The organism is Streptomyces desertarenae, assembly GCF_042681365.1.
Lineage (GTDB): Bacteria > Actinomycetota > Actinomycetes > Streptomycetales > Streptomycetaceae > Streptomyces > Streptomyces desertarenae.
Genome location: NZ_JBHUFU010000011.1, coordinates 1 through 20,180, shown reverse-complemented (window position 1 = coordinate 20,180; position 20,180 = coordinate 1). Strand labels below are relative to the sequence as shown.

The following is a 20,180-nucleotide window of genomic DNA, read 5'->3' as shown; positions in this document are numbered from 1 at the left end:
GGTTCCCTGTCCACGGACGAGATCGGCACCATGCTGCGGGCGATGGCCCCGGAGTTGCCCGCCAACCCCATCGCCTCCCTCGTCGGGACCACCGAGCACGGCGTTCCCGACATTGCGGCCCGGATCCTTGATACGGACGGCGCCCTGGCCTTCCTGCCGGGCGGCGACGTGCGCGACCACCTGCGCCACCTGGCCGACACAGCGCCCCTGGAGGACCTCGCCGCTGTCTGGGACACCGCTCAGCAGGTGCGGACGTGGGCCCTGGACCTGTGCGAGCGCGTCGAAAGTGAACTGGACGCTGGACAGCTTGGTGAGGCCGTCGAGGAGTGGCTGCGCGGCCGGCAGACGATGTCCGGCCTGGCGGTCCTCGAGGCCCTGCGCGACCGCTGCTGGTCGCCGTCGAAGGGTACCCTCTCCGCACTGGGGCTGCTGTACCAGCGCGAGCAGTTCGCCCTGCTCGACCGCTTGGTTCCCGGCTGCCAGTGGCACCTCCTGAAAACGCCCGGAATGCTGCCTCCACCCGTATACGACCTGTTCAAAGACCTCATCGACCAGGGCATGCCTCGGTGGAACCGGCCACGGCCTGGTGGAAGCCGCGGCGCTGGTCGGGTGTGAGGCGGCGAAGCGGGGCAGGGCCTCGTAGGTGGGCACGGCGAACTCCTTCAGGACGCACGAAGCCCCTGGCCGGTGGCTGGGGGCGGTGGTGGCTGTTCGTGTTGAAGGTCGTCGGTGGCGCAGACGGGCACCGCCCGCCCCCTGGTCTGACGTCCCCGCGCCCCTGAACGCCAGGGGGAACGATGCCGCGAACCTGATGTACACCAGAACCATGACGACCCAGGAAGCGTTCCGCGTGTGATGCGGCAGCGCAGACACCCGAGTCACCCGCCTCGACCCGACCAGCGCGGAAGGCACCTGCTTGCGCTGCGACAAGCCCTTCCACGCCACACCGTGCCAGGGCTGCGGAGGCTTCCGCGTCGACGGCTCCTTCGGCATCCCCGGCATACGGTTTGAGAACCTCCCCGGGAGCGTGGGCTGCTGGGACTGCGGTCACGACAACCCGCTGCGCGACCCCGGCCCTGATTAGACGTCGTTTCAGTTGGTGAGTCGGCGGTAGGTGATGAGGGCTGCAGCGATGCCGACGAAGGCCAGGAAGTGCTCGGCCTTGCGTTCGTAGCGGCGGTGCAGGCGGCGGCAGCCGGCCAGCCAGGACACCGTTCGCTCGACGACCCGGCGGTATCGGCCGAGCCGGGTGGAGGACTCGATGCCCTTGCGGGCGATGCGGTGGCGGATGCGACGCTCGCGAAGCCATGTCCGCAGGTAGCCGTAGTCGTAGCCCTTGTCGGCGTGGAGCCTCTGGCGGGTATCGGGCGGTCCTGGTCGTGAACCCGTCTACCAGGGGCTTCACTCATGTGCCGAACCAACTGACCAGCTCACAGCGCAGGGCGGCAAAGGATCACTCTCCGCTCTACCACGAGCACGCTCCGTGCGTCATAGTAGAGCCAAGGTGAGTCGAACGTGGGGGGATGTTTCGTGATCGAGCAGGCGTATGTTCAAGCCGGCGACGAGACCGTACCGACGATCAGGAACATCAAGGAGCGGATCTCGCGGGCGGTGGATGCGACGGAGGGCACCGGCCCCGAACGCCTCAACTACTGGCTGCAGATGCCGACCGATTCCACGTTCGCGGGGATGTCGGACAAAGACTGCCAGGTGCGCGCTGAAAGGGTCGGCGGTCTGCTGAGCCGTGGGGCAGAAAGGCTGTACAAGCCCAGCAGCCTCTCGGTGCCGATCAACCTCCCGAGCAAGTGGGCCGCCATCGACAGGGCCCTGGAGGACGAGTGTGCCGTGTGCGTCAACGGTTCATCCGGACACGTGGGCGGGGCTCAGAGCAAGTTCAACAACGAGCACAACATCGGATTCCATGTGATCCTCTTCCTGGCCGTCGGGCGGGAGGCCGAAGGACGCGGCTACTACCTGGGCTTCGACCCGGACGTCAGCGCCACGACGGAGTCCCGGGCGGCGTGGAAGGAGTTGGTCGCCGGCGACACCGAGACGAAGCCGCGGGACTTCACTGCCGTGAGGAGCCTGGAGGTCATCAAGTTGATGATCCTCGGCAGTGCGGAGGGCGGCTTCGGCCCGCTGGTCCGCAAGTACTACGTCGACACCACCAAGGCCTTCCCCAAAATCATTTACGCCTGAGCACACCCGGCGGTGACCCGCCTTCACGTGAGGGTGGACGACGGGGATTGGTGCCGGCATCGGCGTCACACGGCGGATGGGCCGTCCACGGTGGACGGCCCTCCTGGGACCGCGCCGATGGCCGACGCGGGCCGAGCCGGGCCGGCCAGGAGGCCTCCGACGCGGCGACCACCACAATGGTGCCGCTGATGGCCGCGACCCTGTTGATCGTGGTCGCCCCTCGGGTACCCGAACTCGGCGACAGCCTCGCCGATGTCGCCGCCGTCGTCCCGTTCCACGCGGCAGCCCTCGTGGTCATGGCGTTCGCCGGCAAGGCCGTGGCACGCCTGTTCCGCCTGGACGCTCCCGCGGGTCGGGCGATCGTCTTCAGTGTGCGACCCGCGACTCCTTCGTCGTCCTGCATCTGGCTCTGGCCCTGCAGGGTGACCTGGCCGTCGCCGCTGTCGTTGTGGTTGCCCAGACTCCGGTCGAGGCTCTCGGCATGATCGCCTATGTCCGGCTCGTGCCCCGCCTGATTCCCGCTGCCTTCCGTGGTGGGGACGTTCCCGTCGTGCCGTGACGGTTGACCGGGCGGGAGGGGGCACACGGCGAACTCATGTCAGGTCCTCCCCCGTAGAGCAGGGGCCGCGGCCGGTTGGTGGGAGGGAGTCCTCCGAGGTTCGGCGAACCCGTCGGTTTCGGGTCGTCGGCGACTCCATGGTCGAGGCCGCGATCTGCGATGGCGACGGGGCCGCAGTCCGCAGCTCATTCCGTTGGGAGTTCGAGGCCGTTACGGCTCGTCCATGCCGGTCGGTGGTCCCTGTGGGTTTCCGTGCGTGACCAGGGTGTGCTTGATGCCGCGCCGTACGAAGGCGCTGGCCCGCGCTGCTCGGTGGATACGCCACAGGTGGCTGATCGGTTCGGGGTCCGCGTACCGGTGCTCGTGGATGTCGCGTACCACGTCCATGGGCGCGCCGAGCGCCGCCGGTTCCGTCAGGGCTTCGCCCTTGGTGATCAGCCGCCCGTCGCGCAGGGTGACGGTGGCGCGGGCCAGGACCAGCAGGTCCGAGTCCACCCGGACGTCCCGGAGCCGGAGCAGTGGTCTGCCGGTGACCGGAAGCCAGTACCGCGCCAGGTCGCGCCGGACGAAGTCCTCCGACTGCCCGCGGGCAAGTGGCGGGAGCAGTTCCGCAGGCGGCGGACCGTGGGGAGTGAGTCCGCCGTCGAGCAGTTCCCGGCGGGTGACCGGGCGTTCCAGCATCGTGCCGTGCGCCCAAGTGAGATGGTCCTCCTCGGCCTCGGGGAGGGCTGCCCTGGCCATGTACGAGCAGTGCAGCTTGGCCGCTGCCGGATTCTCGTCCGACAGGTGCCGGTGAGTGCTTGCCAGCCGGTCCCTCTGCTCTCCGTCCAGTGGGCTTTCGACCACCGCGAGAGGTCGAGGTTGCTGCGCCCCGGCTGGACGCCGCCCAGCGCGAGTGAACCGTGTGCCCAGACAGCCACCGTTGGCACCACCAGCGGTATCTCGGAGACGAACCGCTTGAGCACAGCATCCGTGTCGGTCCCTGCCACGGTGAGGATCCTCGCAGGGCACCGCGTACCGCGCCACGGGCCCGCCTGGTCACGAGCCGCCGCCGGGGTGCTGAGACGCCGCTCCCTGCGGTTGCTGAACAGGGGATTCGGCGGGCGCGGGGATGCGTCCGCCGCCGAGGCGCGCGGCGGCACTGGGCTGGTTCGCCGCCGCGTATCCCGGCGGAGCCGGTGGTGCCGGCCGCCCAGGCCGCCAATGCCCGCGCGGTACGCCTCGCGGTGAGGCTGGGGTTCACCGAGGTGGAGCGGTTCCAGGAGTGGGGTGCCGAGCAGTGGTTCGGCGTGTGGCCCCCGGCTCCGCCGCCCGGTCGGACCAGGACCCGGCAGCGCGCGGCCGCCGGCCGCGGCCCGCGCCCACCGCATCATCCGGATCTGCGAGCGGCAGGGGGTACCCGTGCCGGCCGGCCGGGCCTATCAGGGTGCCGGGTCCTGGGTGACCACCGGCCGCAAACGGCCGCCCGGCGGCGGGCTGTCGCCGACCCAGCGCACGGTCAACCGCGCGCCGGCTCAGGCCCGGGCCCCTGTCGAACGCGGCGTGGCGCGGTTGAAGTCCTGGCGGGTCTTCCGCAGGGCCCGGTGCAGCCCGAATCGAATGTCGCCAATCGCCGCAGCCGTCCTCACCCTGGAGCGGCAACGCTGACAGACCTCAGTGAGAGGTCTGTTTCCGAGCTTGTGGCACAGGATGGCTCGGTAACCCGGTCAGGCGAAGTGCGGGCGATGTTGGCGGCCGCCAACGTGGGATGGATCAAGGTCGCGCGTGAGGGTGCCGCTGTGCGTCCGTCAGGCGTCGAAACGGTCGCGGGCGGTCTCGATGTGACCGAGGTACCGGTGGGTCCAGTCGCACAGCCCGTCGATCGTCGCCCGCAGGGCCCGCCCCGGCTCGGTGAGGGTGTACTCGACCCGCGGCGGCACGACGGGGTGCACCGTCCGCTCGACCAGGCCGTTGCGCTCCAGCATGCGCAGATTCTGGGTGAGCATCTTGTGGCTGACGCCCTCGACCTCGTTCCGCAGCTCGCCGAAGCGCAGGGTGCCCTCCCCCAGGGCCTCGATGATCAGCAGCGCCCACTTGTTGGCGACGTCCGAGAAGATCTCCCGCGCCAGGGAGTCCGCGCGCCGCAGGTCGGCGTCCTCGGGCAGGCCCGTGAGTAGCTGCTTGGTTACCATCAGGTTCCCCAGTCACCGAAAAGTGCGTTCTTCCAGGTCAACCGTCACTCTCCTACAGTTTCCGAGTAACCATAAGAGAGCAAAGCGGAAGGGCGAGCACCATGGCCACCATTAATGTCTTCCACTACAACGTGCCGGCCGAGAGCGACTTCGGCTACTCACAGGCGATCAAGTCCGGCGAGCTGATCCACGTCTCCGGACAACTCTCGTTCGATAAGGCAGGCGAGTTCCTCTACGCGGGCGACTTCGCCGCCCAGCTCAAGCAGACCCACGCCAACATGGACAAGGTCCTGGACCACTACGGCGCCACCCGGAACCAGGTCATCTCGCAGACCCTGTACGTGGTGAACCTGCGGCAGAACGCCGCGGCGACGTCCACCGGCAGCTCCTCCCAGATGTGGCTCGGCAGGCAGGTCGTGGCGGCCACCGTGTCGGGGTCGCCGACGAACCGCCAGGGCCGGCCCGGTGCGTCCGGCCGCTTGGCGACGAGGCGGACGAAGGAGGTGTCCTGGCCGGGGCCGTCGACGACCAGAAGCGCGCCGGCGGCGTGCAGGCGGTGCAGGCCGAGTCTGTTCCACCCACGTCCATGGGATCTCGTCGACGGCGTAGGTGGCGATCACCCGGTCATACGGCGCGCCCTGCGCCCATCCGGCCGTCCCGTCCCCGACCCGCACCTCCACCCCGGCGCCGGCCGCTGCCAGCCGCGCCTCGGCGCCGGCGGCCAGGGATGCGTCGACCTCGACCGAGGTGACTCGGCCCGCACCAGCCCGGGCGGCCGGTAGCGCGGCGTTCCAACCCGTCCCGCAGCCCAGCTCCAGCACCCTGTGGTCTTCCTCCAGCCGCAGGCAGTCGAGCATGCCGACCACTACCGCCACGCACGACAGGCTGGGGGAGGGCAGTCCGTCGGCGACCTGGATGACAGTGGAGACGTCCGGCCCCGGATACACCGCCTGTGCCCACCGCCCGGGCTCGACGGCGCGGTCCACCGCTCGGTAGGCGTCCCCGTCCCAGACCCCACACCCGTACCGGGGTGAAGCGGTGCCGCGGGCAGGCCTCCAGCACCGCGGGGCGGATCCACGGCGACTCCTCATCCGGCCACCGCACCGAGGAGGTCAACCCCCGCAGGCCATCTTCGACGTCCACCGCGTCAGTGCCGGTGGGTACCGGTCGGCGGGGGAGGGTCGGGCACCTTGCCGTCGGAGTTCCCCGGCGGCGGCTTGCCCTGCGACGGATCCGGGCCCGGCTTCCGGTGCTCGCCTACAGCGACCTCCCGTAGCGAGGCGGTGACGTCCCATCATGGCCCAGTGTTCGGCCCCGGGGCTGCCAGATCCGCAGCATCGGCGAGCGCGCCATGGCGATCCTCAAGAGCTGGCGGCTCCTGCGCAAGCTCCGCTGCAACATCACCCGCATCACCGCCATAGTCCGAGCCGTCGTCACCCTTGAACCCGCCAATTGATCACGATGGAAAACCCTCAGGGTGCGCGGGATCTGCACGCCGCCGAACGGGTAGCGTCGCACCACCGCCGGCCAGTCGTCGAAATGTCCGGTCGCGGCCGTGAGATCCACTTCGATCAAGCCGAGCGGAAAAGGAAGTCAACCCGGGTGTAGCCCGGGAGACGCCTGAAGTTTCCGTAAGTCACCTCCGATGCCGTATGACAATATGCTTACGACTCAAAATGCTGCGCAATTCGCCTTTTCGAGTGAACGCAGAAAGCGGGCGGGGAGGTTACTCTCGAATTGCCATCTCCCCTCAATGACCGGAGGAAGAATGCGCAAGACCCTTTCCCTGGCCTGTGCCGCTCTCGCGCTCGCCGGGGCTTCCCTGGCGAGTCCCGCCGCGGCTGCCGACCTCACCGTCGTCCCGCCCGAGTGCGAGGGCGGCCAGATCCTCACCGGCTACGACGGCTCCTTGCGCACGACGAAGGACTGGTACGGGCTGTACAACCAGAGGCCGAACAACAACAACTGGAGGGACGGGCTCGTCGGCCACGTGCCGAGCGACGACAACTCCGGAGTCTGGAAGTGGTCCAAGGACGGCAACCGCTACCTCACCCCCGAGCACGGCGGCAACAACCTGCGCACGGTGTACTGGACCTGGCGCGACGGCCAGTACCGGTACGTCGACTACAGCGGTCCGGAGGACCTGGCCTGCAAGTGAGCCACAACAGCGCCCGCTGCGCGTGAGCTGCCGCGGGCAGGCCAGGTGACCTGGGCGGGGCGGGATCGGTCCTAGCGGTCCCGCCCCGCTGCTCAGTATGCCTGTGTGAGTTTGCCGCCCATCGGGTTTCCGGAAGGAACGGGATGACAAGTCGGCACCACGACCGGGACGGTTCTTCGCGCCACGGCACCGCTCCCGTCCGCCTCCGGCGGTCCGCCCTCGGCGCCGCGGCGCTGGCGGCCGTCATGACCACTGCGGCCGCCCCCGCTCCGTACGCCAGCCACCGGCCGCTCCCTCCCGCAGACACCATCACCTCACAGCCCGGTTCCGCCCTGCCCGCACACACCGCGAGCGGAGAGGATCTGCCCGCTGAGGGCGAACGGGCCGAGGTCGTCCGTCTGGTCAACGCACTGCGTGCCGAGGCCGGTTGTCCTGGCCTTGCCCCACATCCGGCCCTCGCCGAGGCGGCCCGGGACCACAGCGCCTCCATGGCCCGCACCGGCCGGCTCTCCCACCGCGGCCCCGGGGGGCGGCCACTGGTGCAGCGCTTGGAGGACGTGGGGTATGTCTGGAGCCAGGTGGGGGAGAACATCGCCCACGGGTACCCCGACGCGACCGCCGTCGTGGCCGGTTGGATGGACAGCCCACCCCACCGGCGCAACATCCTCGCCTGCGGCCACCGCGACATCGGTGTCGGTCTCGCCCACGGCCACGACACCACCTGGTGGACCCAGATCACCGGAGCCCGGCGCTGACCCGACCGGCGGGGCCGCAACCGGTTCTCTGCGCGCCGTCACCGGGGAAACACCGCTCTGCCCCGCGCCAGTGGTTCTGGTCCGTCCCCGTCAGGTGCGAAGAACCTGGTAGGTGGTGATCACGGCGGCGTGGTCGGAGGGCCACTCGTTGTACCAAAACCGCGGCGGTTTTTTCCAGGATTCGTGTTCTTCGGCCGGTGTGGGTGTCCCGGTGACGCAGGCCCGGGAATCAAGGACTTGGAGCTTGCGTCCCTTGTGGAAGATGAAATCGATACGGTCGACCGGTTCGACACGCTGCATCCCCTTGCGCCACAGCGCAGTAGGGGACCAGGTGATACCGGGGTGCGCGCCAGGGTCGGGATGCACGGCACGGTAGGAGACCTGGAAGCCGGCCTTCTCCAGCAGCATGGTGGCCGGCCAGTTCCGCGGCTCGGTGGCAACCTCGGAAGTCCAGTCCCGGTGCGAGGGACAGTTGAAGTCGCCCAGGACGATGACGGGCTCGTTATCCGCACCGGCGAGATAGCCGGCGAGCTTTCTCAGCACTCCGTCGCGCATCTCCCGCTCGCGGGCCGACCGTTTCTCCTGATCCTGTACATCGGCGGTGAAGCGCCGCGTGCCAGGGGGCGCCAGGTCAGGACCATAGGAGGTGTAATCCAGATGGACGGTGCACACCTGGAGCCTCAGATCACCCACGGTGACCGTCGAGCGCAGGAAGTCGGCTTCGTTGCCGCTGTGGTCCAGGTCGATGGGGTAGCGGCTGATCAGGCCGACGTCCTTGTCGTCTGCGGGATCTTTGTGGACACGAGGGTACTGGTGGTAGTACCAGCCCAGCCGGTCGGCCAGTTGCCGTACCGTACCGGGCTCCTGGTAGCGGTGAACCTCCTGCAAGGCGAGCAGGTCGACGTCCTGCTCGAGGAGGAAACGCAGCACTTTGCTCTTGCCGTCCCATACCTTTCCCGCGTCGTACCACATGTTCCAGGTGGCGATCCGCAACCGGTCAACGAGTGGGCCTTCCTCAGGGCGCACCGGAACCGTCACCGCCACGCTTGTGGTGCGTGGCGGCGCGGCGTCATCCTGAGCGGTGACGACGATGTGTCCGGCGCGTCCTGCGGCTTCGGCGGGTGGAGTACCGGTGATCTTCCCGGTTCTCGCGTCGACCGTCAGCCAACTGTCTCCACTGTGCTTGCCGTAGGTGACGGTACGGGTGAACTTCTCCAGAATCCCCGCCAGGGAGATGCTGCATGCCTCACGAGCGGGCGTGTTGGCGGCGGTGAAGGAACCCACCAGGAAGCAAGGGCTGTCGGTGAGTGTGAATCTGGCTTCCGCCAAGGACGTGCCCGGGCTGCCGGTGGGGTACGGCACGAGTCTGAGCACGTAGGCGCGAGGCGAGATGGACTTGCTCGCATCCTCGGTGGAGATGCCTGAGAAGCGGACGACGCCTGCTTGGCAGGGAGCAGGCTCGAAGGTGAGGAAGCCGGCCAGGTCCGTCGTGCCCTCCGGATACAGGGCGACACAGTTGTGCCCGGCCTTGTCCGTCTCGTAGTAGACGAGGATGTCCTCGCCCGGCCTGACCAGCCCACTCGAGTACAGACAGACCCTGTTCACCATCACCACTCCCGATTACTTATGCACCACGGCCACCCCCCGCCTCCGGTAAGCAACCCCACTCTCCCTCCCGCCCTACGCCGACGCCACCGGTGCGCCGCTGCCTGGAGCACACGGCACAGCAAACGCACGTTCAGGAAGCCGCTCCGTTCCAGCGGCCCGCCCCGTCCACCGGACAGACGCAGCGGTGGGCGCGGCGTGAGAGGTCCCCGCCGGGACACAGACTCCGATCCGGGGTCCGGCCGTGGCCCCGGCGGTTTCCCCGTCCCGCGGTGGCAGGCTCCACCGGGTCCGCTGCCCCGAGCCTTGGTGGTGACGGCCCCGATGGCAGGCGGGGCCACCGGCCAGCAGTGGGCGGCTTTACAGGTCATCTCATTTGGCGAGTCGGCGGTAGCAGATGAGGGTGCAGGCGACGCCGGCGAAGGCAAGGAAGTGGCCGGCTGCGTGTTCGTGGCGGCGGTGGAGTCGGCGGCAGCCGGAAAGCCAGGCGAAGGTCCGCTCGATTTTCCAGCGGTGCGGGCCCGGCCGCTCGGAGAAGTCGATGCCCTTGCGGGCGATGCGCGGGGTGGTGCCGCGGTTGCGGAGCCATCGTCGCAGGTGGGCGTGGTCGTAGCCCTTGTCGCCGTGCGGCCTGGCGGGCCTGCGGCGCCGTCGGCCGCGGCGGGAGCGGATCGGCGGGATGCCCTTCACCAGCGGGATCGGGGCCTGGCTGTCGTGGGTGTCGGCTCCGGAAATCCCGACCGAGAGGGGCAGACCGGACCGGTCGGTGAACAGGTGGATCCTCGTCCCGTACTTGTCCCGATCGACTTCGATTCGGTCCGGTCGGCTCCCCCTTTTCAGGGCTCGCATGGTCACCGAATCGATCGCGCAGCGGGTCCAGTCCGGCTCGCCCCGGGCGCCGAGTTCGTCCAGCACCAGACGGTGCAGCCTGGCCCACACCCGCACCCGGGCCCACTCGGCGAACCGCTGGTGGGCCGTGGCCCCGGACGGTCCGAAAGGCGCCGACGGCAGTTGTTGCCAGGTGCAGCCGGAGGTGGCCACGAAGATGATCGCGGCCAGGACCTCGCGGCCGCCGTGCCGGCGGCCGGGTCGGGGCGGGCGGGCGGTACCACCCGCTGGAACAGCTCCCACAGCTCGCCCGATACCAGTCGTTCCACGATCGTCACACCCGCAGAGCACCGACCACGCCAAATGAGATGACCTGTTAGCCGACGGCAGCAGCGGCTCGGCGAGCTCCCACAGCCCGTCCGGAACGATCCATCCCCACCGAGCACTCCCCCTGCCCGGCCCGACGAGCCGACCACCACACAGGACGCGCTCTCGGACAACTGCGCGCCGACAGGAGACCGAGTTGCTGCGGCGCAATCCGCCGGCGGCGTACAACGGGTCAGGGCGTCATCGGCCGGTCGGCGAGGACTTTCTCCACGATGTCGGCGGCTGCCGAGCTCCCGCCCGCCTGACTGATGTCCTGGCCCAGCGTCGCCAGTGCAGCACGTACTCGCGGGTTGTTTCTCACCGTGCGCACCGCGTCCCGCAGCGCCTCGCCAGTCACCTCCTCTCGTGGCAGGTACACACCCAGGCCCAAGGCCCGCACACGCTCGGCGTTGACCCGCTGCTCGGCCATCTGCGGAACCACCACCAGGGGAACACCGAGGGCGACCGCCTCCATGACGCTGCCCATGCCGCCGTGCGTGACGAACACCGAGGACGCAGCCAGGACATCGAGCTGGGGAACGGCAGCGTGCACCTCGAACCCCTCGGGCAGCTCACCGACACGCACCCGCGCCACCTCGGCACCGACACTCATCACCACGTGCACTCCAAGACCGGCGAACGCCTCCACGCACATCCGGTAGAACTCCGGACGGTGGTTGTACTGCGAGCCCAACGACACGTACACCACGGGCCGGCCGCTGTCGGGAGCGCGCCAGCTGCCCTGGAAGGAGCGGTCGCCGAGCGCGGGGCCCACCCAGTGGGCCTCGGCCGCCCGTACCGTCTCCGGCCGCCGCTGGAAAGCACGCGGGAGGAAAGCGATCGCGCGCGGCGGAGCCAGTGTCACGGCGCGCGCACCGCCGGGGACGCCATAGGCGGTGAACCCACGCTCGAGATCGGCGAAGCCCGGCATCCGCGTGAGGTCGTTCACGCCGAACATCTCGCTCAGCACCCCGTCGTACGGCAAGTGGCTGGGCGAGAGCAGAACGGCCGGCACACCCCAGCGAGCGGCAAGCATCGGCCCCGCCCACGCGTAGACGTCATACAGCACAAGGTCGGGACGGTCATCGGCGAACGCCGACTCCAGCTGCGGTACCGCGGCACGGTTCACCTCCACCGCCTGGGCCGCTCCCACGGCGAGGTCCTCCGGCGCCTCACCGGCGGAGGACACGTCGTAGAGGACGGGGTCCGCCCCCACGGCCCGCACCTGATCGCCGAACTCTGCAGTCACCGCGTAACTCACCCGGTGGCCCCGCAGTACGAGCTGCCGCACCACCGCCAAGGTGGGCAGCACATGCCCTGCCATCGGCACGTTGAAGACGGCGATGTGCGAGCGAGCAGCGTCACGGGTCATAGCTGATCCTGTCTTTCCGTCGTAGCCCGGGAACAGGGCCTGGACATCCCCCGGTGTCTAACGCGCCAGGTGCCCGGGGCGGCACGGCATCCGGAAGGATCGCCTCCCATGGGGGTGCTTCGCTCACGGTCACCACCACCGATCGTCACCGCGCACCGGTGATGATCACCCGCATCCTGGACCGTGGCGACGTCGTTGTCCATGGGACACGACCTCGCCCCACCAGGCGGGCCCTGAAGCCGCCGGGAACAGCCGGCGACCGATCCGATGGGACCTGATGAGCACGCGCTCCACCATTCCCAGCCGCAGACGCATCGCGGCCCCTCGAAGCCCTTCCGGGAGATGGGCGGCCCACGCAACGGCTGTTCAAAGCCTTCGGCACGTGCCCGTCCGCAGGTGCGCAGCTCCGGCCGGCCGGCAAGCGGATGCCGTTTCCGGCCCGGCGCGGTGGTGAAGGCCCCGAAAGAGGCGCAGCACGGGCGGCTTTCCGCTCTCGTGCTGCGCCGACGGTGGGCTGTGCTGGTGGCGACTCTGTGCGTTGCCCTTGCGGCAGTCTGGTGGGGCGGGTCCGCGCACGAGCACCTGACGGCCGGCGGTGAGGCGCCCGCGTCGGCAGAGTCCATGCGTGCCAAGCGCATCCTGGAGCGGGACTTCGGGTCGGCCGCGCCGGACGTCGTCCTGATCGCCCGTGCACGCCTGACGGTGGACAGCCCCGGATCGGCGGCAGCTGCACGGCGTGTCGAGGCAGGACTCCGGGCGAACCCGGCCGTCGCGTCGGTGCAGTCCTACTGGTCGACCACTTCCGCGGCGCTGCGCTCCCGCGACGGACGCAGCGCCCTGATCCTGGTGCAGCTGGACGGCGAGGACGCGCACACCACGCGGATCGCCGACCGCCTGGTTCCACAAGTGACCGGCCACCAGGGCGAACTGACCGTCTCGGCCACGGGGGAGGCGGCACTGCGCGCGCAGGTCGGCAGACAGGTGGAGAAAGACCAGGTTTTCGCGGAGCTGCTGGCGCTGCCGGTGACGGCACTGATGCTGCTGTTCGCCTTTCGCTCCGCCATCGCCGCTGTGCTGCCGGTGCTGGTGGGCACCCTGGCGGTGACGATCACGGCAGCCGTTCTGCGGTTCGCCACGCTGTTCACGCCGGTGTCGGTGTTCGCGAGCAGCATCAGCTACGCCTTGGGATTCGCCCTCGCGGTCGACTACAGCCTCTTCATCATCAGCCGCTTCCGGGAAGAGCTCGACAACGGGCATTCGGTGGAAGACTCACTGCGGGCGACGATGTCCACAGCCGGCCGGGCGGTGGCCTTCTCCGCGGCAACCGTGGCGACGTCGCTGGCGGCACTGTTCATCTTCCCTCTGCCCATTCTCAGATCGATCGCCTTGGGCGGCATCACGGTCACGGTGTCGGCGGCCGCACTGAGCCTGCTCCTGCTGCCCGCAGCACTGTGCCTCCTGGGGCGGCGAACCCATCGGTTCGATCTCTTCGCCTCACTGCGCCGCGGACGGGCCACGCGCACGGGCACCATGACCCGTGCGGGTACAAACGACGAGGACACACCGAGGAGCGCCGACGGGCCGACAGGCATGGAGCGCGGCACCTGGGGACGCATCGCGGCGCTCGTCATGCGCCGCCCGGCCGTCGTTTCGCTGGCACTGACCGCAGGGCTCGCAGTGATGGCGAGCCCTTTCACCCGCGTGGAGTTCGGAATGTTCGACGACCGTCTCTTCCCGATCACCTCGGAAATCGGTCGGAGCGGCCAGGCACTCCGCCAGGACTTCACCGACGGTGGCGTCGCGAGCCCAACGACAGTGGTGCTCCCCGGCTTCAACCCGACCGCGGCAGCCCGCCGCCTCGACCGCTACGCGCGCGCCGTCTCCGCGGTGCCGCGAGTGCGCCGGGTGGAGACCGCGACAGGCTCGTATCAGAAGGGCAGCCGTGTCCGGGAAGCAGGCCCGGCCTCAGCGTCATACGCCGGCCGGCGGGGGGCCTGGCTATCGGTGACGACCGACTGCGAACCCTTCAGCGCCCAGGCGCGCCGCGTGGCGCTCGCCGTGCGAGCGCTCCCCGCCCCGGGACCGGCCCTGGTCGGCGGCCCGGGCGCGGTACTGGCCGACATGCACCAGTCGATCGCCGACCGGCTCCGGCAGGCCTGCGCACTGATCGTGGCGGCCATGACGATCCTGGTCCTGGCACTCACCCGCCGCCCGGTACTGGCACTGAAGGCGGTCATGCTGAACGCGCTGAGCCTCAGCGCGACGTTCGGCGCGCTGGTGTTCGTATTCCAAGACGACCACTTCGCCGGACTGCTGGGCGGCTTCACGACGACGGGCACCACCGACATCCAAATGCCCGTACTGATCTTCTGCATCGCCTTCGGCCTCTCCATGGACTACGAGGTCTTCCTGCTGGCCCGCATCTGCGAGGAGTACCGCCGCCTTCCCGACACCGCACACGCCGTCATCGCGGGTCTGGACCGCACCGCCGGACTGTTCACCTGGGCAGCCGTCATCTTCGCCACGGTCATGGCCGCCCTCGCAACATCCGACCTCGTGCTCCTGAAGGTCATCGGTGTCGGCCTCGCACTGGCCGTGGTACTCGACGCCACAGTCATCCGCGGCCTGCTCGTCCCGGCCGTCATGGCTGTGGCCGGACGAGCGAACTGGTGGACCCTCGGCGGCACGGTCGTGGAAGCAGGCGTGCCCGCCCGCCGACTTCCCCACGGCGCACCCGGCCGTACGACCGAACCACAGCTCCCCCCCGCCCGCGATGCCGCGTCGACACCAGGCCCCGAGATGCCGAAAGGCGAACGCCCTTGACGCCCCCGAACCTCCGCTGGCACACGTACACGACACCTTCCGGCTCCCTGGCCGCCGTGCACTGCGCTCCACCGGAAGGAACCGACCGCGGCTCCTGCGTCGTCCTGGTCGGCGGCCTGTACGGCTCGAAGGAGGACTTCCTCCCGCTGATGCCTGAGCTCGCTGCGGCGGGATACCATACCCACGCCTACGACCACCGCGGACAGCACGAGTCCGACGGCCCCACAGATCCGGGCGACTACAGCCTGGACCACCTGGCAGCCGACCTGCAGGCCGTCCTGTCCCAGGTCACCCATCCGCATGCGGTGCATCTCGTCGGCCTGTGCATGGGGGCCTACGTGGCCCGTGCCGCCGCCCTGGCCACCACATCGGTACTCAGCCTGACCGCCGTGGGCTGGCACCTGGGCCAGGACGGCGCCTTGGCCCGCCGCCTCCGCACCGGAGCGGCCCTCGGCCGGCGCCTGGGGCCGAACCGCACGGTGCGGCTGGTCACCGGCATCGCGGACCTCGCCCGGCCCGACGAAGCCGCGGACCCCGCCTACCAGGCCGTCGCCCGAGCGCGCCTCACGACCACACGAGCCGCCCACTACCTGGGCCTCACCCGAGCCTGGGCGGCAGCCCTCGAATCGGACGGCCACCCCGAGCCACCGACGCCCACCCTGCTCGTACGGGGCTCACAGGACACCCTGTTCCCGGCACAGGGATTCACCGACACCGCCGGCAGACTCGGTGCCCAGCTCACAGTCGTCCCCGATGCGGGACACCTGGTACAGCTCCACCGCCCCCGCACAGTCGCCCAGTCCCTTCTGCGCTTCTGGACCACCCGCGAATGACCCTGCCCACCGACGACCAGGACGACGAGGACGCTTCTTGAATCTCCCCACTCGCTGCCAACGGGCGGGGCGAACCTGCTCTGTCGATCCAGCCCCGCAGATGATCGAACACGCCCACGCCAAGCTCACCACCGCCGACCTGGCGGGCCGGCTCCTGGTCGGTGACGCCACCGCGCCGCCCACGGGGCAGGCACGGTTCGACGTGGTGCTCTGTCGCCACCTGATGCGGACCCTGCCCGATCCGACGGCGGCCCTGACCGCGTGGACTTCCCGAATCCGCCCCGGTGGCCCCCTCGTGCCGGTCGAGGGCCGCTGACACGAGGCCGGGCAATCCGGCGTGCCGTACGTGGCCGGCGCCGGTACCTTGCCCTGGCACCAGGGTGTCACCGCCGCCGACCTTGCCGCCACCGTACGCCCGCTTGCCGGCGCGGTCCGCATCGAAAACTTCAGCGACGACCCCGATCTGTGGGGTGGCCCGGTGACGGACGAGCGTTACGCGCTGATCGCTCGCGTCTGATCCGCCACACCCACAAAGCTCCGCGCAGGCTCTCGTCCACCCTGTCGGTACATGCCTCCCACGGCCATGAACAAAACCGGCCCGCAAAACGCAACACCGGGGTGAGGCTGCTCCGTCTCACGGACGGCCCCACCCCGGTGCTTCCTCCACGACCCCTGGAACCGCCCCTGCTTCTACACCCCCAACTCCTCCAGTGCTTTGACCCGCTGGTGGGGGAGTCGGTGTCGTCGTTGGCGTTGGTTGTTGAGCCAGATGCCGAGTCGGATGGGGTGTTGGTGTCCGGTCTGGTCGTGGATGGTCTCGACCCACTTGCGGGGCACGCGTACATGCCCTTCGCGTGCTTGGTATTGGTGGAGTGCGGCCAGGGCGCGGTCCCAGGCGGTGGCGCCGGCGGGCACGATCACCGCCCCGCCTCGGCCGGGGCTGGTCTGGCTGCCTGGGGCCGGTGTGGTGGGTTGGATGCCGAGGGCGGTCAGGCGCTGGCGTTGTCCGTCGGCCAGCTGCGCCCACCCGGTGCGTTGCCGGGCCAGCCACAGCCCGACGTCCTCCCCGCCGACCGTGACGCCGGGCCGGATCTCGGTCACCGTCGCTCCACCCTCGATACAGGCCCGCAGCTTGGCGTAGCGGCGTTGCCAGTCGACCGTCCAGCCCTTCTCCGCCGGGTTCCAGTCCGGATCGATGGCGGCGAGCCGGGCGGCCCGCTGCGCCGCCCGCTGCGGGTCTTTGCCGAGCCCGCCGGGGCGGCGGCAGTTGGTGAGCCACTGTCCGATCGGCCGGCCCTCGGCCACCGCCGTTCGGGGCGCGCACAGCGTGCCGTGCACCGCGTAGTAGGCCCGCGCCGCGGCGAGGTTCTCCTCGAAGGCGGCGTCGGGCACGGACCACACCATCCCGGCTTCTTCCAACAGCTCCACCCGCCACGCGGCCAGCGTCCCGGCCCGGTAGGCGCGCCGCTGTTCACTGACCCACTGTCCGAGGGGGAAGGGGCCGACGCGGGCGTCGAGGGGCACCGCCACGGGCCTGTGGGTCGGGCCGGCGGCGCTGCTCTTTCCGATTTTCTCGCCCTTCCCGTGGTCGCAGTGTTCCTGGTTGCTGTGGTCGCCGTTGTGCTCCTGCGACTCGATCTGGTGGTCGCCGTGCTCCTGGCGCTCGCACACGCCGTCTTGTCCCTGCTCGTGCTCGCGTCCCTCGTGCTCGCCGCGGTGCTTCTCGGGCTTGTGGTCCTGGCCCCCGCGCACGCCGTCCCGCCCTTGTTCCTGTTGCTGGTGCCAGGTGTGGAGGGCGTTGAGTCCGGTGAGCCAGGCCTGGGATTCGGGTCGGATGACGCGGGTGCGGACGAATTGCGCGATCAGGTGAGGGTCGCGGGGGGTGGAGAATCGCAGCAGCGGCACCCCCTCCGGCTCCGCCCCGTCGCCGCCGCCCTCGCCCCCGCTACCACCACCGCGGGCGGGGTCCAGGCCGAGCACGGAGGCGGGTCGGCCGCGACTGGGCGCGGAGACGACGGCCAGCTGCTCCACGAGTTTCTCGGAGTGGCTGCGCAGCCCCTGTAGCACGGTTACCAGCGGCTTGTAGGAGGCGGAGGCGAGCATGTCGTCCGGCGCCTCGCCCGGCTCCAAGAAGACCGGCACCACCAACCGGGCCACCTTCCCCTGGCGGGGCTTCTGTCGCAGCGCCCGGCCCACCGCCTGGACGATGTCGACGGCCGAGCCGCGTACGTCCGCGAAGACCACACCGTCGACCCCGCGCCGGCCGCAGATGTCCACCCCTTCGCCCAGGACGCGCACGTTCGCCAGCACCGACAGCTCGGTCTCCCACCCGTCCTCGTCAAGGCCGTCGGCGAACCGGCCCAGCACTGCCCGCCGATGCTGCGGCTCGTGTTCCCCGCACAGCCAGTCCGCCCACACCCGCCGTGGATAGGTCGCCGGGTCCTCCTTGTGCAGCCGTGCCGCGGTACCCGGTAGGGCACGGGCGAACGCCATCGCCTCGGCTGTACGGTGGTGGAAGCAGATCAACGACCGCACCCCGGTGGCGGCCGCGTGTTTGACCAGCGCGGCCTGCAAGGCGGCCAACCGCCTACCCCGCCGCTCCTCCTCACTCCCACCCGTGCCCAGGTCCGGCGGGCGGATTTCCAGCACGTCGATCTCGAACCGCGCCAGGATGCCCCGGTCGATCGCTTCGGTGAGGGAGAAGGTGAACACCTGCGGCCCGTACAGCCGCTCGTCGTCCATGCTCGCCACCAACTGCCCGGCACCGGCCGCAGTAGGTTCCGAGACGCCCTCTGCGGCCTCCAGAGTCCCGCCCCCGCCGCCCACGACCTCTTCGCCTGGCCGTCCGGTGGGTTGCCAGATGCGTGGTGTGGCGGTGAGGTACAGCCGCCGTGCCGCCGGGATCCGACGGTTGTCGTGGATCGCCGCCCATGGTTTGGCCAGATCCCCACTGGTTCGGTGCGCCTCGTCGACCACCGCAAGCCCGAACGGTGCCAGGCGTTGCCCGTAGACGCCGCGGAAGGCCGTTTCCAGCGGTCCGGGCACCTGGACCGGCTCCCCACCCGGGCCGATGTCCTGGCGCGGCGCGAGCGAGGCGTAGGTGGCGAACACGACCACTGGCCCTCTCCCGGCCCACAGCGCCAACCGGATCGGATTGGTGGTGCACCGCACCCCCAGCGAGGCCAAGGCCGTGTCTCCTTCCAGGGAGCACACCGCGACCGCAGGGCCGGTGTGACCGGCCACCCGCCATGCCTGGACCGTCTGCGTCAGCAGGTCCAGGGTGGGCACCATCACCAGCACCCGACCGCGCGGCTCCAGGCGACGCGCGGCCTCGGCCGCGATCAGCGTCTTGCCCGCCCCGGTGGCCGCCACCACGGTGGCCCGCAGCCCGTCCGCCGGCACCTGAGAACCTGCGCGGTATTCCAGCGCCCGGACGATCGCGTCCACCGCCTCCACCTGATGCGGCCGAAGTCTGATACCCGCCACGAGCATCCCTTCCCGTTCTTTGCCGCGCTTTCCGATCTTTTCTCCGAGCCCGGCAAGCAATCCGAATGACCCGCGAGAAATCACCGGGTGTGAATTCCACCCGGCTACGCGTCGATGTCCGCGCCGCTTTCCACGGCGAAGGGGGCCACTTCCACCAGGCCCTCGGGCGTGGTGCGGACCTGCTCGATCAGCAGACCGATCAGGTGCCGTGGGGTGATGCCGTGGGCGCCGGCGCAGGTGCGCAGGTGCCAGTAGGTCTGCCCGTCTACGGGGACGGTCAGCACCATCTTGGCCGAGCCGTCCTGCCGGGCCTGCTCCTGCCGCTCCCGCTCGGCTTCCTCCCGCGCCCACCGCACCGCCGTCGGATCACGCTCGGGCTCGTAAGCCCCCAGGCCCTCTTCCTCCATCACGTACCCGATGCGCCGCCACTCGGTGTGCTCGGCCACCGCGATACCGATGGCGCGCACATCGTCCTCGGTCTCACACAACCGCGAGCGCATCCGCTCGTGCATACGTGCCTCGTCCGTGGCCTTCTCGATCTGCTCCGCCGTCATGTCCGCAGCTCTGCGTCGTACTGCCGCGCGTGCGTGGATCTTCGCATTCTCCATCGCCTTACGCATGAGCCATCCTCGACCTTCGGGAGAGTGGTGTGTTTTCCCAGACTCTACACACCAATGCATCCCCACGTGCGAGAATCTCGCCAACCCGTCCCACTTCCTCGCTCCGTGACCGGCCGTCGTACTCCCCACCGCCCCGCACCCCCTCCCTACAGCTGGCCCTGGCCCGCGCAGCGGGCTCAACCCTTGCCCCTGTACGTCTGCTGACGGCCACTCACTCCGGCCATCCAAGGCCCGGTTCCGGGGGTGGAGCGGAGCGGAACCCCCGGCCCGCATGCGGGCCCCCTTGAGCCGCTGTGAGCGCAGCGAACGGCGGCCGGCCCAGAAAGGGCGGAGCCCGCCCGGGGCGCCGGGCCGCGAAGCGGCCCCTGGCCGGGCGGAGCCCGGCCCGCCCGAGCGAAGCGAGGG

General features: G+C 70.0%; 14 protein-coding genes and 8 pseudogenes. 13 read left to right on the top strand and 9 right to left on the bottom strand.

Translation table 11 applies throughout. From position 1 onward, the window contains the following. Positions 1 to 30 precede the first annotated feature (30 nt). A complete protein-coding gene (locus ACFSJS_RS18750) occupies positions 31 to 615 on the top strand; it encodes a hypothetical protein (RefSeq protein ID WP_380901847.1) in 585 nt (194 codons plus the stop codon). A gap of 477 nt (positions 616 to 1,092) precedes the next feature. Here ACFSJS_RS18750 and ACFSJS_RS18745 read toward each other — a convergent pair. Next, positions 1,093 to 1,383 (bottom strand): annotated as a pseudogene (locus ACFSJS_RS18745) (transposase); the annotation flags it as partial. 147 nt (positions 1,384 to 1,530) lie between these two features. Here ACFSJS_RS18745 and ACFSJS_RS18740 point away from each other — a divergent pair. Both ACFSJS_RS18740 and ACFSJS_RS18735 read left to right on the top strand, forming a co-directional pair. Beyond that, entirely contained in the window at positions 1,531 to 2,199 is a 669-nt protein-coding gene (locus tag ACFSJS_RS18740; protein WP_380901845.1) for a hypothetical protein, read from the top strand. Between the two features lie 140 nt (positions 2,200 to 2,339). After that, positions 2,340 to 2,758, top strand: a pseudogene (locus ACFSJS_RS18735) (arsenic resistance protein); the annotation flags it as partial. A 210-nt stretch (positions 2,759 to 2,968) separates the two neighbouring features. On the opposite strand, the gene ACFSJS_RS18730 reads toward ACFSJS_RS18735, so the two are convergent. Then, on the bottom strand, positions 2,969 to 3,499 hold the full coding sequence (locus ACFSJS_RS18730) for a hypothetical protein (protein WP_380901843.1): 531 nt from the start codon (positions 3,497 to 3,499) through the stop codon (positions 2,969 to 2,971). A gap of 391 nt (positions 3,500 to 3,890) precedes the next feature. Between ACFSJS_RS18730 and ACFSJS_RS18725 the strand changes: the two are divergent. Next, positions 3,891 to 4,074: pseudogene (locus ACFSJS_RS18725) on the top strand (GNAT family N-acetyltransferase); the annotation flags it as partial. A gap of 31 nt (positions 4,075 to 4,105) precedes the next feature. After that, positions 4,106 to 4,405, top strand: a pseudogene (locus tag ACFSJS_RS18720) (transposase family protein); the annotation flags it as partial. 140 nt (positions 4,406 to 4,545) lie between these two features. On the opposite strand, the gene ACFSJS_RS18715 reads toward ACFSJS_RS18720, so the two are convergent. Further along, on the bottom strand, positions 4,546 to 4,929 hold the full coding sequence (locus tag ACFSJS_RS18715; RefSeq protein WP_380901841.1) for a winged helix-turn-helix transcriptional regulator: 384 nt from the start codon (positions 4,927 to 4,929) through the stop codon (positions 4,546 to 4,548). A gap of 101 nt (positions 4,930 to 5,030) precedes the next feature. On the opposite strand from ACFSJS_RS18715, the pseudogene ACFSJS_RS18710 reads away from it, so the two are divergent. Then, positions 5,031 to 5,366 (top strand): annotated as a pseudogene (locus tag ACFSJS_RS18710) (RidA family protein); the annotation flags it as partial. Positions 5,367 to 5,555: 189 nt separating this feature from the next. Here ACFSJS_RS18710 and ACFSJS_RS18705 read toward each other — a convergent pair. Further along, a pseudogene (locus ACFSJS_RS18705) lies at positions 5,556 to 5,786 on the bottom strand (methyltransferase domain-containing protein); the annotation flags it as partial. Between the two features lie 470 nt (positions 5,787 to 6,256). Here ACFSJS_RS18705 and ACFSJS_RS18700 point away from each other — a divergent pair. From ACFSJS_RS18700 to ACFSJS_RS18690, 3 genes and pseudogenes are all read left to right on the top strand, one after another. Further along, positions 6,257 to 6,385: pseudogene (locus ACFSJS_RS18700) on the top strand (IS5/IS1182 family transposase); the annotation flags it as partial. 312 nt (positions 6,386 to 6,697) lie between these two features. Beyond that, positions 6,698 to 7,087 carry a hypothetical protein gene (locus tag ACFSJS_RS18695; protein WP_380901839.1) on the top strand — a complete coding sequence of 130 codons (390 nt, stop codon included), beginning with the start codon at positions 6,698 to 6,700 and terminating at the stop codon, positions 7,085 to 7,087. Between the two features lie 143 nt (positions 7,088 to 7,230). Continuing rightward, entirely contained in the window at positions 7,231 to 7,842 is a 612-nt protein-coding gene (locus ACFSJS_RS18690; protein WP_380901837.1) for a CAP domain-containing protein, read from the top strand. A 90-nt stretch (positions 7,843 to 7,932) separates the two neighbouring features. On the opposite strand, the gene ACFSJS_RS18685 is transcribed toward ACFSJS_RS18690, so the two are convergent. From ACFSJS_RS18685 to ACFSJS_RS18675, 3 genes and pseudogenes are all read right to left on the bottom strand, one after another. Next, on the bottom strand, positions 7,933 to 9,450 hold the full coding sequence (locus ACFSJS_RS18685; protein ID WP_380901835.1) for an endonuclease/exonuclease/phosphatase family protein: 1,518 nt from the start codon (positions 9,448 to 9,450) through the stop codon (positions 7,933 to 7,935). A 369-nt stretch (positions 9,451 to 9,819) separates the two neighbouring features. After that, positions 9,820 to 10,613: pseudogene (locus tag ACFSJS_RS18680) on the bottom strand (IS5 family transposase). Between the two features lie 221 nt (positions 10,614 to 10,834). Then, positions 10,835 to 12,013: a macrolide family glycosyltransferase gene (locus ACFSJS_RS18675; RefSeq protein ID WP_380901833.1), complete on the bottom strand. Its 1,179-nt coding sequence runs from the start codon at positions 12,011 to 12,013 to the stop codon at positions 10,835 to 10,837. Positions 12,014 to 12,409: 396 nt separating this feature from the next. Between ACFSJS_RS18675 and ACFSJS_RS18670 the strand changes: the two genes are divergently transcribed. The 4 genes from ACFSJS_RS18670 to ACFSJS_RS18655 are packed head-to-tail and all read left to right on the top strand — an operon-like array spanning position 12,410 to position 16,186. Next, positions 12,410 to 14,836: an MMPL family transporter gene (locus ACFSJS_RS18670; protein WP_380901831.1), complete on the top strand. Its 2,427-nt coding sequence runs from the start codon at positions 12,410 to 12,412 to the stop codon at positions 14,834 to 14,836. After that, a complete protein-coding gene (locus ACFSJS_RS18665; RefSeq protein ID WP_380901829.1) occupies positions 14,833 to 15,669 on the top strand; it encodes an alpha/beta fold hydrolase in 837 nt (278 codons plus the stop codon). The genes ACFSJS_RS18670 and ACFSJS_RS18665 overlap by 4 nt, the downstream gene beginning before the upstream one ends. Then, positions 15,590 to 15,985 carry a class I SAM-dependent methyltransferase gene (locus tag ACFSJS_RS18660; RefSeq protein ID WP_380901827.1) on the top strand — a complete coding sequence of 132 codons (396 nt, stop codon included), beginning with the start codon at positions 15,590 to 15,592 and terminating at the stop codon, positions 15,983 to 15,985. Before ACFSJS_RS18665 ends, ACFSJS_RS18660 begins: the two co-directional genes overlap by 80 nt. Before the next feature lie 21 nt (positions 15,986 to 16,006). Continuing rightward, the gene (locus tag ACFSJS_RS18655; protein WP_380901825.1) at positions 16,007 to 16,186 is read left to right on the top strand and encodes a hypothetical protein; all 180 of its coding nucleotides are present in this window, start codon (positions 16,007 to 16,009) and stop codon (positions 16,184 to 16,186) included. A gap of 173 nt (positions 16,187 to 16,359) precedes the next feature. Here ACFSJS_RS18655 and ACFSJS_RS18650 read toward each other — a convergent pair whose 3' ends face one another. Both ACFSJS_RS18650 and ACFSJS_RS18645 read right to left on the bottom strand, forming a co-directional pair. Continuing rightward, on the bottom strand, positions 16,360 to 19,161 hold the full coding sequence (locus ACFSJS_RS18650; RefSeq protein WP_380901823.1) for a DEAD/DEAH box helicase: 2,802 nt from the start codon (positions 19,159 to 19,161) through the stop codon (positions 16,360 to 16,362). A 98-nt stretch (positions 19,162 to 19,259) separates the two neighbouring features. Beyond that, positions 19,260 to 19,709 (bottom strand): hypothetical protein, encoded by a 450-nt coding sequence (locus tag ACFSJS_RS18645; protein ID WP_380901821.1) that lies wholly within the window; start codon positions 19,707 to 19,709, stop codon positions 19,260 to 19,262. Positions 19,710 to 20,180 lie beyond the last annotated feature (471 nt).

Excerpts from the sequence above, each read along its gene's own strand:
- ACFSJS_RS18695 (WP_380901839.1), top strand. The coding sequence starts at position 6,698 with ATGCGCAAGACCCTTTCCCTGGCCTGTGCCGCTCTCGCGCTCGCCGGG.
- ACFSJS_RS18685 (WP_380901835.1), bottom strand. The coding sequence starts at position 9,450 with ATGGTGAACAGGGTCTGTCTGTACTCGAGTGGGCTGGTCAGGCCGGGC.
- ACFSJS_RS18690 (WP_380901837.1), top strand. The coding sequence starts at position 7,231 with ATGACAAGTCGGCACCACGACCGGGACGGTTCTTCGCGCCACGGCACC.
- ACFSJS_RS18660 (WP_380901827.1), top strand. The coding sequence starts at position 15,590 with ATGCGGGACACCTGGTACAGCTCCACCGCCCCCGCACAGTCGCCCAGT.
- ACFSJS_RS18715 (WP_380901841.1), bottom strand. The coding sequence starts at position 4,929 with ATGGTAACCAAGCAGCTACTCACGGGCCTGCCCGAGGACGCCGACCTG.
- ACFSJS_RS18645 (WP_380901821.1), bottom strand. The coding sequence starts at position 19,709 with ATGACGGCGGAGCAGATCGAGAAGGCCACGGACGAGGCACGTATGCAC.
- ACFSJS_RS18675 (WP_380901833.1), bottom strand. The coding sequence starts at position 12,013 with ATGACCCGTGACGCTGCTCGCTCGCACATCGCCGTCTTCAACGTGCCG.
- ACFSJS_RS18650 (WP_380901823.1), bottom strand. The coding sequence starts at position 19,161 with ATGCTCGTGGCGGGTATCAGACTTCGGCCGCATCAGGTGGAGGCGGTG.
- ACFSJS_RS18730 (WP_380901843.1), bottom strand. The coding sequence starts at position 3,499 with ATGGCCAGGGCAGCCCTCCCCGAGGCCGAGGAGGACCATCTCACTTGG.
- ACFSJS_RS18750 (WP_380901847.1), top strand. The coding sequence starts at position 31 with ATGCTGCGGGCGATGGCCCCGGAGTTGCCCGCCAACCCCATCGCCTCC.